Below are 12,869 nucleotides of genomic sequence, written 5' to 3'. Positions count from 1 at the left end.
AAAAGCCATCATTCGCTTTCCGCTTAGTTATCCACATTACATTCTTGTATCGTCCGTCAGCTTAAGAGTTACTTCTTGTTTCTTCCCACCACGATAATAAGTGATCGTCATGGAATCGCCGACTTTTTTATGGTTGTATAAATATTTTCTTAATTCTACCACATCTGCCACTTCTTCATTATCCATTTTAACGATTACATCGAGTTCTGTTAAGCCTGCTTTATCTGCAGGAGAATTCGGCACAACAGATTCAATCATAATTCCGTCTGTTATATCATGTGGCAGCTTCAATGTTTGCTGTTGATGATAAGCTGAAATTTCCGCTACATTTCTTAGTGTAACCCCAATCGCAGGGCGTTTTACTTCGCCATATCTCTCAAGGTCTTCAATGATTGGCGCGACATAGTTGATAGGAATGGAAAAACCGATTCCTTCAACAGCACTTTGGGCAATTTTCATCGAGTTGATGCCTACGACCTGGCCCGCGATATTTACTAACGCCCCACCACTATTCCCAGGGTTGATGGCGGCATCAGTCTGAATAACTTCCGCATTCCAGTCTGGAATTCCGTCATTATTAATATCGACAGGTACAGTACGATTAACACCAGAGATGATTCCTTGTGTAACAGATCCTGAAAACTGCAGTCCTAATGGATTTCCGATGGCAAGAACAGGTTCGCCTATTTTTAATGCATCAGAATCTCCGAATTCATTTACTTGCTCGTTTGCAATCCCTTTTGAACTGACTTCAACGACAGCGAGATCCGTCCACACATCGGTACCTCTAAGCTTTGCAGCAATTTTCGTTCCGTCTGGCAAGGTTACTTCTAATTGTGTAGCCCCTTCTACGACGTGGTTGTTCGTTACAATATAAGCAGTATCTCCGGCCTTTTTATAAATGACCCCGGAACCAACTCCTGCTTCTTGTCCATCACCTGTAGCTGACCAGAAGTTAGCTGATTGGATATTCGTGATTCCTACTACTCCAGTTCCTGCTTTTTCAACGGCTTTCGTTACATCCGTCGTTACATCAAGAGAGAGATTTTTCGTTACATTATTGTTTTCCATTCCTTGATTCGTTTCAATTCGTGCAGTGCTTACGTCAGATTGATTATTGTTGCCTATTATATTCGGATAAATGATGGCAACAAGCAAGGCTCCTATAATCCCACCGATTAGCCCCGAAAAGAAACCCGATCTCCCTCGTTTCCTTTGATAGCGGTTCGGGCTGTGATCATCGTAAAATCCCATAAAACACCTTCCCTTTCTATAGCACCATACTCCATAGTTTGCCTTTATATGTTCATATTATAATGTTTATGGATAAAATAACAAAATATAAAGCAAAAGTGGAAAAGAGTGTTTTTTCGATATACATTACTAAAAAATGGGCGGCGAGACTTTTGCGGGAAGAAGACCCAAGAGGCGCGGCGCAAAACCAATTTGTATCTTGATTCGAACCCAATTGAGACGGAAAACACAGGAAAAATGATTTTGCGTGGCGATTCGAACCCAATCGAGACGAAAAACAAGAAAAACACGACTTTGCGTGGCGATTCGAACCCAATCGAAACGGAAAACAAGGAATACACGACTTTACGTGGCGATTCGAACCCAATTGAAACGGAAAACAAGGAATACACGACTTTGCGTGGCGATTCGAGCCCAATCGAGACGGAAAACAAGGAAAACACAACTTTGCGTGGCGATTCGAACCCAATCGAGACGGAGAACAAAGAAAAAATCAGCTTCCCCGTCCAAAAATCCCAAACAAAAAAAGAATGAATCCATCCGAAATCACTCTCGAATGTCTTCATCCTTTTCCACCAACAAACCGCTCCTAAACCGCCGTCAAAGCCGTCGGAATCAAAGGATCCGTATCATACAGCTCAAACTGCTCTCCAACAGCCATTCCCTTCGCCGCAAGCGTCTGCTGCACACTCATCCGCGCCAGATCCTTCATATTATTATCTCGGCTTAAATGTGCAAGATATATCCTCTTCGTCTGGTCTCCAATCACATCACTCATCGCCAGCGCCGCATCCTCATTCGACACATGCCCAACATCACTCAAAATCCTCCGCTTTACACTCCACGGATATCTGCCCATCTGCAGCATTTGAATATCATGATTGCTTTCAAATACATACATATCCGCATTGGAAATGATTCCTTTCATGCGGTCGCTCACATAACCTGTATCCGTCACGATGACCAGTTTTTTTCCGCCTGAACGAAATATGTAAAACATCGGCTCCGCTGCATCATGGGAGACGCCAAACGACTCAATATCAAGTCCACCGAATGTTTTCACTGTTTCCATTCCGAATACAAATTTTTGCTCGACGGCGATTTCCCCGACAAGCCCGTCCATTGCCTGCCACGTTCGCTCATTCGCATAAATAGGGAGTTTATATTTACGGGCCATGACGCCAATCCCTTTAATATGATCACTATGTTCATGTGTGACGAGAATCCCATCCAATTTCGCTGGATCACGATCAATTTGCTGAAACAGCTTGTCCATTTGTTTGCAACTATGTCCCGCGTCCACTAAAAATGAATGGTTCTCAGTTTCTATAAAAATAGCATTTCCGGAACTGCCGCTCGCCAGCACACTGAATTGCATTGACATTCATTTCACTCCATTTTTGTTTTCTCATTGGCTTGCTGTTGTGCTTGGATGATTTGTCCTTCAAACGCATTCACAAGTAAATCTTCCGTTGTGTTGTCTTTATTCTTTACAAGAAAATGCCATGTTGGCGTTAATACTTGCGTTGCTATTGCTTCCATATTGACTAGCGTATGATAGCCAATCTTCGTTTTAACGACCTCGCTGCCTGGTTTCAAATATCCTTTTAAATATAGTGCCTCTAGCGCTCGCATAGCTGGATACAATTCCTCTTGCTCACTGATCGGATCAAATGCATCGAGCATCGTCTGTTCGTATGAAATGGCTTCTCCATTCTCGTTAACGTGGAAAACAAGATGTGCACTTCGATTCATGAATAGCAGCTTATCATCGTATTTTTGATAATAGGTGATGGTGTTTTCTTCCTTGTCATAGCTCCAGAAGTCATAATCTTCACCGTAAAGCACATGTGAATGGACAAAGTCATTCAACTCGAAAAAATCTTGTTTTTCATTGACGACAATCGGTGTTTTCAATGTTACATGAATCGCTGCTAATTCTTCCGAATCCTCAATTTTATCTTCAATCTTAGCTAGTTCTTCTTTCGTAAATATCTTTGTATTGGCACTCATGTAATGGTCACTGACAATATCCTTCGGGATGCCATCGTATTTTATCCCGTCAGATTTTATATTTTCTTCTGTTGTTGGATCTTTTTTCTCTTCAAATTGCCTTGTTTTCGTCATCAATTGCGAAAGTAGGAAAAGGTCGAGGATGAGGAATGCAATAATGAAAATCGTTTTTATCTTATTCCAGTCCACTCATATCCCCCCTCATTTCTTCCAAATCAAAGCGAATCCAGGAACCTCCGTAAAGGTAATACCAAGAAGGCTCGAGGGAAACATATTCTGGACTGGAAGAATCCTTTGAAAGCCTATAGCCAATCAAGATTGATTCCAACACATCCGGATTTAATTTAAGATCATCCAGTAAAAAATTCATGACGTCTTCACCAGATGGCAGAACAGTTCTTGTTTGCTCTGGCAGTTTAAATTGGATTGAGAAAAATGGGCGTTTATATTCAAAAATTTCTTCACTGCCCCAATATTGACGAATATTCGTCATCCCTTGCTCATTAAAAACAGGATAGTTATTCAAAAATAACTGAAAAGTTGTTTTCTTTTCATATTCTGCCATACCAAAATAGCGATAGTTATCCGTCCAACCCCTATGTTCATTCACAAAGTCAATGCTTCTTTTCAAAACATCATCTTGATTGCTTGGATTCTCCTCCGATATGGAATTTTGTCCAGGGTTAATATAGTCAATCATATTAGTCGAAAAGTCAACGTTCATGACGCTTCGATCATCCGTATATTGTTCTCCGTCCGGAAGTGGATCTTTTCGAACTTTCTTCGGATCTCGAAACAACGCATCTTTGAATTTTTCGGGATTAATATACTCTATTCTATAGATAAAGCCATCCAAAGCTTTTTCTTTAGTCGTTAAAAAGATAATTCGGTCGGGACTACCCTCGCCAGGCATTTCAAAGGGTTTGTATTCATCGTATTTGCTCTTTTTCTTTCTCGTCTCGTCCAGTAATGCAGCAACTAGGTCGGGATTCACATTGCTTTTGTATACACGTCCTTCATTTGTCGAGATAAAATACACCGCCGGACCGTCTTTTTCATCGCTATCTAATTTAATGACAATCCGATCAAAGGAGGCGTTTGGCAATACATCTGCCTCAAAGTGGATGGCTCCTTTATATAAATCGAAAGGAACTGAATCTGGATAGATAAGCTCAATCCGATTGTTCGACTGCGCTAATTCTTGTATTTTATCGTAGTCAAGGATTCGCGCACTTCCTAAATCATAAATATTCCACTTGCCTACTTCGGTTAAAAGTTCACTAATATCCTCTTCTCGCACCGTTCCGAAATGTTTTTCATCAATGTGAAAAAGCACTTGCAACGGTTTGATGATTTGTGATGCCTCCCTTTGCGAAGCCTCCCTATTATCTACGACGGACATTTCATGAACGTATTTCGTATCATTTAATTCATATTTAGGCTTGTACGTCCACAAATTCCATGTTAGAAAGGCACTCAAAGCTACGAGCGTGGCCAACACTATTGACTTAACTGTTTCATATTTCACAGCCAATCATCCTCTTGTCCAGGGTCATAAGGAAGGGTAAACAAAATTGTCGTCCCTTTTCCTTCTTTGCTCTTCGCCCAAATATCCCCTCCATGGGCGCCTATCATTTCCTTCGCTATTGCTAGACCGAGGCCTGTTCCCCCAAGCTGTCTCGTCCTTGCCCGATCGACACGATAAAAACGTTCAAAGACTTTTTGAATATTGTCTTTCGGAATTCCAATCCCTTGGTCACTAATGCTCACTTCAATTTTGTCATCAAGCACTTTTACACGGAAGGTGACCGTGCCTCCTTCTGGCGAGTACTTCAGTGCATTGGAGATGATATTATCAATAACTTGAGTGAGCTTGTCCTCATCAATTTCCACAAAAACCGCTTGTTTCGGAAACAGTCTGCGGAAATAAACATCTCTTTCTTTCGTCATTTCAAATCGATCGATAATGTAATTGAAAAATGTAATAAAATCGACCCATGCTGGGTTAATCTCATAGTTTCTTCTATCCATTTTAGACAACTGCAGCAAATCATTGACGAGGCGAATCATTCGTTCCGTTTCGAGTTGGGTGACGCTTAAGAAACGAGGACCGAGCGTTTCGTCTTTCATTGCCCCATCTTTTAAAGCCTCAAGATAGCTTCGCATTGTCGTAAGTGGTGTCCGTAATTCATGAGAGACATTTGAAACAAAGTCTCTTCGCTCCGCATCGAGTTTTTCCTGCTCCGTTACATCATGCAGTACAACGATTAATCCGTTCACAAATCCTGTTTCACGCTGAATAACGGACATATTGGCACGTAAAATAAAATGGGTTTCCGGCGTACTGTAATCAAGAATGACCGATTCTTTTTCTTCTAACAGTTCCTCAAACGTATAGTCCTCATCGAGTTCCAGCAACTCCGTTATCGGTTGGGAAATGACTGTTTCACGTGAAACGTCTAACATGTCTGCAGCTCTTTCGTTGATTAAAATAACCTTCCCTTTGCGGTCTGTCGCAATTACCCCGTCCGTCATATACGAAAGGACGGATGAAAGCTTGCGTCTCTCCCCTTCCGTCATCGCCTGCGCTTCTTGGAGCTTTTTTGTCAAATTGTTAAAGGAAAGAGCAAGCTGCCCTATTTCATCATTTCCGTACACACGAACCTTCCTGGAAAAGTTACCTTTTGCCATTGCGGTTGCTTGCCGCTTCATATCAGAAATAGGCCTTGTAATCATTCTTGCCAGGACAATCCCAAGAATTGCTGTGATAAACATCGCTATGATGGTCCCAGTGATAAAAATGCTGTTAATTTCATCCATCTGTTCAAAAACAGTTTCAATCTTGGCGACAAGGTAAATGGTGCCAATGACTTCCCCATTCTGTTTGATTGGGGAGGTTAACACCCAAATTCGACCTTCCGATGGCCTATCAAAATAAATTTTATCTTCCGCTTCACCAAGCTCAAGTGTTCTTTTCACCATAGGATTGGTAGACTTTTGGCCAATGACTCCTTCGTTGTTCTGTTCAGATGTACCGATAATGAGACTCCGCTTATTGATAATGCGCACTTCGGAAATATCAGCGGTAGAGAAGTCGAATAGAAGATTTTTAATTTCCGCTTCTAAAGGAAGAGCGTCTTCAGCTGAACGGTCTTTCACGATTTCTTCGCGAATATTGTATTCAAGCAACGGAAGACGCCCTTCAATTCCTTTTTGAAAGTTTGTGACGAGCTGATCTTCGAGCTTGCCGACAAAATAGACCCCGATGATTTGCATGGCAATCAGGATTAATAACACATAGATCAACACAAATTTAAGGTGGATTGATCTGAAAAAACTTACTTTTTGCATGATGCCTACTCCTGTTCAGGTGTGCGTAAGTAGTAGCCTACTCCCCTTCTTGTTACAATCCAATTAGGATGGCTAGGGTTATCTTCAATTTTTTCACGGAGTCGTCTTACGGTTACGTCCACTGTCCTGACATCCCCAAAATAATCATAACCCCATACGGTTTGCAGCAAATGCTCCCTCGTCATCACCTGGCCGATATGCTTCGCCAAGTAGTGGAGGAGTTCAAATTCACGATGCGTCAGCTCAATCGTCTCACCATTTTTCGAAACGACATACGCATTCGGATGTATCGTTAAATTACCAACTGTAATATCATCATTTTCATCATCTTCTGCATGTTGCGCTGCTTGGGCATGACGGCGCATATTCGCTTTCACACGCGCAATCAATTCCCTCGTGCTGAATGGCTTTGTCACATAGTCATCTGCACCAAGCTCAAGACCTAATACTTTATCGATTTCCGAATCCTTTGCGGTTAACATGATAATCGGCATTTCGTACTTTTTACGAACTTCCCTGCACACTTCCATGCCATCACGATTAGGAAGCATAATGTCGAGCAAGATCATATCAGGCTTCATTTCTTCCACAAGTCTAAGAGCTTCATCCCCGTCGTATGCACACTGCACGGTAAAGCCCTCTTTCGTCAGATTGAACTGAAGAATATCTGCAATTGGCTTCTCGTCGTCAACAACAAGTATCTTTTTATCCATGGCCTCATTTCCCCTTTACAAAATAATCTATTTTATGTGAACGTAATCTGTATTTTATGCTGTTAATCTCTTTATTTTAGCATAAGAAAAGAGACAGGTCCAAGGTAGCTTAGCCCCTTTAGAATCTGTCTCTAATTCCTTAAAAATAACTTAATGGATTTCGCAGCTGCCCATTTTGATAAACTTCAAAATGCAGGTGGGTTCCAGTTGAATTTCCAGTGCTCCCCATTACCCCAATGGCTGAGCCTTTTTCAACGCGCTGACCGACTGATACACTAATTTTACTTAAGTGAGCGTATACGGTACGATATCCGTTTTGATGATTGATGACAATTTTATTCCCATAGCCGCCATTATTCCAGCCTGCTTCTACGACGATTCCATTGTCGGCTGCTTTGATTGTGTAATTGCTTGGTCTCGCAATATCAATCCCTTTATGATGCGCTCCCCAACGTTGACCCTGGACGCTTGAAACATATCCTCCGTTTGTCGGCCATGTAAAGTTGCCTGTTCCGCGGGATGGGATTACTTTTGTTCCTTTGATCGTAATTTGTTTCACCGGTTTTTCAAGGACGGTCTCTTTAATGACTTCTTTATTCGTTTGTTGACCATTTACTTCTTTAATTTTATATATATAAGCGGTTTTCCCGTTCTTTCCTTCTTGTTTCACTCTCGTTTCGCCTTTTGGCAACGAACTATCCTCGATTACTTCTCTTTCAAACGAAACGGTTTCTTCTTGATGCTTCTCCCGATCCACAACGACATGAAAAAGTGGTTTCGTTACAACGGTATTCAGCTCTTGCCCGATTTGAAGGATGGAGTCTTCCGTTATTCCTTCGTTTAGTTTTTCCAACTCTTTAAGGCTTAGATCGTAATCTTTTGCGATGATTTCAAGGGCTTCGCCTTTCTTCACAACATGTTTTTTCTCTTCAAGAGTGCCTTTTTGTAATAGCTTCAAAGCATCTTTACGGGATAAGATGTTTTTTGGATCTATTTTTTCAGCTTTGAAAAAGAATGGTTCTTTAATGTTCACATCGATGACACGGGATTGATCTTTTTTAACATCCTCTAGTTGTGCCTTCGTCGCTTTTAATGCCTTTACGAAACTTAGATCCTTTTTTGAAACATATTGAAGCTTGAGATCATTGATAATCTTCTTTGCGTCGGATTTGTCTTTGACATACGCAATGGCTTTGCCATCAGCCATGATTGCAGTGGCAACAGCTTTGATTGTAGCTAGTTCTTCCACCTTTTTACTAGCAGCTTCGTTATCTGCATTGGACCTAAATACTTGCTCAGAAATGTAAATAAGCTTGTTTCCAAGTTCTAAGTTGTAGTCCTCGTACTTTTCTTGCTGTTCATTAACTAGTTTTTCGACAACATTGTCGATTACGCTTTGATTCGACACGGTTCCTATATATGTATCGTCGATGTAGACGTGAATAACTGAATCAAGTTTTGTATCGGCAGCGACAGAAGATGATATCATCATAAAAGCGCATATGAACGCAATACAGTTTAACAAAAACCTTGATGTCCCTCTCCTCTTGGGCCGAGTAACCTCTAAAGCCATTTGTTTTCCCCCTAAAATTAAGCTTCTAACCTATTCTCTAGTATGTATAGTAGGTATTTAGTAGCATAGTCATTTCCTGCTATTACTTTACCATATAAATCTTCCAAAATGAGACAATATGAAACAATGTAATATAATTGTATAAATGTTGTCATTTCGGGTTGATAAGACCAGGTGTCGGAGGAGCTAAACCCTTTAGGGGCAAGGTTTTGGTGTTTTACATAGACAAGAGTCCGAACTTTCTATTATTTTACATATACAAGTAATTTATATTACAAACTTGTTACAACAATGTTTTTTTAGGGCTTACGTTGTCTTATTTCAAATTTTTCTGACGGATTTGTTATAACGTTTTTCCACATAAAAAAAGCACTACGAGAGGCTAAGTCATCGCAATACTTTTTGTGGGAATGTGGCTCGGGACGGAATCGAACCGCCGACACAAGGATTTTCAGTCCTTTGCTCTACCGACTGAGCTACCGAGCCATATTATTATTTTGTTCCGCTTATGCTAATTCGATCGTCCTTCACCCCCAACTCAGAAGGCTTTGCAAGATGCGGCTCCTTGGGGGTGGCTGCGTGGCTGAGGCAGGGATGTGTTGCTTCGCTGCTCTACCGACTGAGCTACCGAGCCGTAATATTATTTTGTTCCGCTTATGCTGATCCGATCGTCCTTCACCCCCAACTCAGTGGGTGATGCAAGATGCGGCTCCTTGGGGGCGGCTGCGTAGTTGGGGCAGAGATGTATCGCTTCGCTGCTCTACCGACTGAGCTACCGAGCCGTAATATTATTTTGTTCCTCTTCTACTTAATAGCATCCAACAAACTTTACTGTGGTAATTCGATAGGTTGTTACTACATATAACCTAATTCGCTACGTTTTGAGAGGATAATTTTGATTTTATCATAAACTTTTAATAGGTTACAACTTTTTTCGACAAATTCTTTTCGTTTTCGACCTTTCTGCTTGTACTAATAGTCCTATTATATATATCCTCATAAGCATTATTCAGATTTTATCCTTGTATCTCCTTCCATATACATGAAACATTCTACTAACCTTCTCTTAAAATATGTGCAATTCGATTCCTATACTGACTCCTTGTGTAATTGTTTTAAATTCACGTTTTTAAAAAGGAGAATTTAACTTCTTATGGAATTTATTCTAGTAAAGATATTTTCAACTACTTACTACAGCAGAGGAGAATTTTTATGAACGTGAAAAAATTAGGAAACCCCCATGCACCTATTATCCTTGTACCTGGATTCTGGCTCGGGGCATGGGCGTGGGATGATGTTGCCCATGCTCTCCAAAACGAAGGACACCATGTTAAAGCTCTTACTTTGCCCGGTCTCGAATCGGCTGATTCTGACCGCTCCTTAGTTACACTGTCCGATCACGTTGACGCGATAATCGATGCGGTAAGAGAAGCTGGGGAGCCTGTCGTGCTCGCCGTTCACAGTGGGGCTGCAGTTCCCGGTTACGCGGTAAGTGATCATATTCCCGAGCTGATTGCAGCAATGGTTTACGTTGATACCTTCCCATTGAAGGGAGCGGTAAATCCTAACTTCACTGGTACTGAGATGCCACTGCCTCCATGGGAGGAACTTGATGAGGCCGATATCCGCGGAATGAGTGACGAACATCGTAACCTATTAAGACAGCGCGCTATTCCAGAACCAGGTGATGCCGTCCGGGAGGCACCTATATTGAAAAATAATAAGCGACTCGATGTGCCAAGCATCGTGATTTGCACATCGCATTCGTCTGATGAAATGAAAGCTTTCATCAAAGAAGGGCATGCTTGGATAAGTGGACTAGCAGAGCTGCATGACGTCAAATACATTGATCTTCCTACACATCACTGGCCCATGTGGTCGCGTCCAGGGGAGTTAGCTTCCATGATAGGCGATGTTGCAAGGCAGTCTCAATATGATTGAAAAGGGGAAACGGGAGCGATAAATTTTAAGAGTTTCTTTACCGAGTGATGAAAGAAAACATAGACATTTAGCAATCATTTTAAAAAATTAGGAGGATCACTATGTCAAAAGCAAATCAAAACATCGTTCCTCATCTTTGGTATGACAAGGAGGCGAGTGAAGCAGCTGCGTTTTATGCTTCCATTTTCCCGGACTCTAGAATTACGAATGAAACTACACTTCACGACACACCATCGGGTGACGCTCAATTAGTCTCTTTTGAGCTGTGGGGACAGAAATTCATGGCAATCAGCGCAGGGCCTTACTTCAAATTCAATCCGTCTGTTTCTTTCATGGTAAACTTTGATCCATCACGAGATAAAGAAGCGAGTGAAAAAATAAATGAAGTTTGGAACAAATTATCGGATGGCGGCACAGTGCTAATGCCACTCGATAAGTATCCATTCAGTGAGAGGTATGGCTGGATTCAAGATAAATTTGGTTTGTCATGGCAGTTAATCCTTACGAATCCGGAAGGTGAGGAAAGGCCAGCGATATTACCCTCACTTATATTTGTCGGTGATAAATGCGGCGAAGCGGAAGAGGCAATCCATTTTTATTTATCCGTTTTTAAGAACTCCAAGCAAGGCTTAATGGTCCGCTACCCAAAAGGCATGGATCCCGACAAAGGAGGAACCATTATGTTTTCTGATTTTTTGCTTGAGAATCAATGGTTTACCGCAACGGACAGCGCAAGAGATCATACATTTAATTTCAACGAGGCAATCTCATTTATGGTATATTGCGACACACAAGAAGAGATTGATGACTACTGGGATAAGCTTTCTGCAGTTCCTGAAGCCGAGCAATGCGGTTGGCTGAAAGATAAGTTGGGAGTGTCCTGGCAGATTGTGCCGCGAGATATGGACGAGATAATGACGAATAGCACACCAGAACAATTTGACAGAGTTAATAAGGCCATCCTTAAAATGAAGAAACTTGATCTTACGGAGATACGGAAAGTGTATAAGGAATAATGAAAATACAGCCTCTACTTAGTTTCATGGAAGTACTTTGGAAGCTATTAGGGAAATTATGTAAAAGAAACTAATTTTCCACTGATAAAAATTTTTTCATTGAAATGTGTTGAACGACGGGGCAAGTAAAAAAGAAGGAGGAAATTTTTATGCTGTTTATGTTGATTGTCAAAGCCTCAAAAAATTCGGAAGGCAGAAATCTCCCGAACCCAGAGCTTATGGAAGCCATGGATAGGTACAATGAGGAATTAGTTAAGGCAGGCGTGCGGGTTATGGCTAAAGGACTTCATCCAAGTTCAAATGGGATTCGCATTTCTTTTCCGAAACAAGGGGAAAAGCCAGTGGTTACGGATGGCCCATTTACGGAAACGAAAGAATTGATTGCCGGGTTCATTCTGATTGATGTGAAGTCGAGGGAGGAAGCCATCGAGTGGGCAATAAGGATGCCGGACCCGCAAGGACATGGGGAAGGACAGATTGAATTGCGTCAAGTATTTGACTAACATGCATAGTGAAAAGGCAGCGGATTATCCGTTGCCTTTTACCATCCATTGTTAAAAATATTTACTATAAAATTCTCTTCTTACGCTTCCACTTAGCTGAGCCTAGTTTACTCGAAGAAAGATTAACGCTTTTTTGTTGAGGTTATTTTACTAACGAAGTAGGGGTTAAATAAGCAAAATCTTAAATGGATTTAGGAGAAAAAACGTTACGAAAATTAAGGCTTGAACTAAAAATTTAAAACGACGGATATTTACTGTGTTGACGATATCTTCCAGGCGTTTTTTCTTTGGAGAAGAATATCTAAATAGACTTCTAACGCCCGTTTGCAATAAAAATCTGTATGGCCTAGATTTTTTTGGATTTCCTTTAATGAAAACCCCATTTCTTTGAAAAACAAGATTTGCTGTAATCGCTCCAACTCGTAATCTGTGTAAAGACGATATCCTGCTTGGTTTACCTATTCGGGTGAAGGGAGACCGATTTTATCATAATGATGGAGCGGAG

General features: G+C 41.2%; 12 protein-coding genes and 1 tRNA gene. 4 read left to right on the top strand and 9 right to left on the bottom strand.

The features are described from left to right. Window positions 1-36: 36 nt before the first annotated feature. Window positions 37-1,254 (bottom strand): S1C family serine protease, encoded by a 1,218-nt coding sequence (locus NQ185_RS13985; protein WP_257582544.1) that lies wholly within the window; start codon window positions 1,252-1,254, stop codon window positions 37-39. A gap of 108 nt (window positions 1,255-1,362) precedes the next feature. Here NQ185_RS13985 and NQ185_RS13980 point away from each other — a divergent pair, with 108 nt between their 5' ends. Then, window positions 1,363-1,788, top strand: a complete 426-nt coding sequence (locus NQ185_RS13980; RefSeq protein WP_257582543.1) for a hypothetical protein — start codon at window positions 1,363-1,365, stop codon at window positions 1,786-1,788. A gap of 55 nt (window positions 1,789-1,843) precedes the next feature. On the opposite strand, the gene NQ185_RS13975 is transcribed toward NQ185_RS13980, so the two are convergent. The 7 genes from NQ185_RS13975 to NQ185_RS13945 all read right to left on the bottom strand — a co-directional run bounded on the left by NQ185_RS13975 (window position 1,844) and on the right by NQ185_RS13945 (window position 9,390). Continuing rightward, window positions 1,844-2,638 carry an MBL fold metallo-hydrolase gene (locus NQ185_RS13975; RefSeq protein WP_257582541.1) on the bottom strand — a complete coding sequence of 265 codons (795 nt, stop codon included), beginning with the start codon at window positions 2,636-2,638 and terminating at the stop codon, window positions 1,844-1,846. Between the two features lie 5 nt (window positions 2,639-2,643). Then, window positions 2,644-3,456 carry a two-component system regulatory protein YycI gene (locus NQ185_RS13970; protein ID WP_257582538.1) on the bottom strand — a complete coding sequence of 271 codons (813 nt, stop codon included), beginning with the start codon at window positions 3,454-3,456 and terminating at the stop codon, window positions 2,644-2,646. Then, the gene (locus NQ185_RS13965; protein WP_257582537.1) at window positions 3,443-4,795 is read right to left on the bottom strand and encodes a YycH family regulatory protein; all 1,353 of its coding nucleotides are present in this window, start codon (window positions 4,793-4,795) and stop codon (window positions 3,443-3,445) included. The genes NQ185_RS13970 and NQ185_RS13965 overlap by 14 nt, the downstream gene beginning before the upstream one ends. Next, window positions 4,792-6,618, bottom strand: a complete 1,827-nt coding sequence (gene walK, locus NQ185_RS13960) for a cell wall metabolism sensor histidine kinase WalK (RefSeq protein WP_257582536.1) — start codon at window positions 6,616-6,618, stop codon at window positions 4,792-4,794. The genes NQ185_RS13965 and walK overlap by 4 nt, the downstream gene beginning before the upstream one ends. Before the next feature lie 5 nt (window positions 6,619-6,623). Continuing rightward, window positions 6,624-7,331, bottom strand: a complete 708-nt coding sequence (yycF, locus tag NQ185_RS13955; RefSeq protein ID WP_257582535.1) for a response regulator YycF — start codon at window positions 7,329-7,331, stop codon at window positions 6,624-6,626. 139 nt (window positions 7,332-7,470) lie between these two features. Next, the gene (locus tag NQ185_RS13950; protein WP_257582531.1) at window positions 7,471-8,904 is read right to left on the bottom strand and encodes a M23 family metallopeptidase; all 1,434 of its coding nucleotides are present in this window, start codon (window positions 8,902-8,904) and stop codon (window positions 7,471-7,473) included. A gap of 413 nt (window positions 8,905-9,317) precedes the next feature. Further along, window positions 9,318-9,390 (bottom strand) — tRNA-Phe (locus tag NQ185_RS13945). Window positions 9,391-10,116: 726 nt separating this feature from the next. Here NQ185_RS13945 and NQ185_RS13940 point away from each other — a divergent pair. From NQ185_RS13940 to NQ185_RS13930, 3 genes are all read left to right on the top strand, one after another. Then, on the top strand, window positions 10,117-10,845 hold the full coding sequence (locus tag NQ185_RS13940; RefSeq protein ID WP_257582530.1) for an alpha/beta fold hydrolase: 729 nt from the start codon (window positions 10,117-10,119) through the stop codon (window positions 10,843-10,845). A 101-nt stretch (window positions 10,846-10,946) separates the two neighbouring features. Further along, on the top strand, window positions 10,947-11,861 hold the full coding sequence (locus NQ185_RS13935) for a VOC family protein (protein WP_257582529.1): 915 nt from the start codon (window positions 10,947-10,949) through the stop codon (window positions 11,859-11,861). Between the two features lie 149 nt (window positions 11,862-12,010). After that, window positions 12,011-12,364: a YciI family protein gene (locus tag NQ185_RS13930; protein WP_257582528.1), complete on the top strand. Its 354-nt coding sequence runs from the start codon at window positions 12,011-12,013 to the stop codon at window positions 12,362-12,364. A 251-nt stretch (window positions 12,365-12,615) separates the two neighbouring features. Here the strand turns inward: NQ185_RS13930 and NQ185_RS13925 are convergent, their stop codons facing one another. Next, window positions 12,616-12,783 carry a MerR family transcriptional regulator gene (locus NQ185_RS13925; RefSeq protein ID WP_257582527.1) on the bottom strand — a complete coding sequence of 56 codons (168 nt, stop codon included), beginning with the start codon at window positions 12,781-12,783 and terminating at the stop codon, window positions 12,616-12,618. Window positions 12,784-12,869 lie beyond the last annotated feature (86 nt).

The sequence above is a fragment of the Lederbergia panacisoli genome (assembly GCF_024626525.1).
GTDB classification, from domain to species: Bacteria; Bacillota; Bacilli; order Bacillales; family Bacillaceae_C; genus Lederbergia; species Lederbergia panacisoli.
This window is presented reverse-complemented; position numbering and strand designations above follow the sequence as displayed.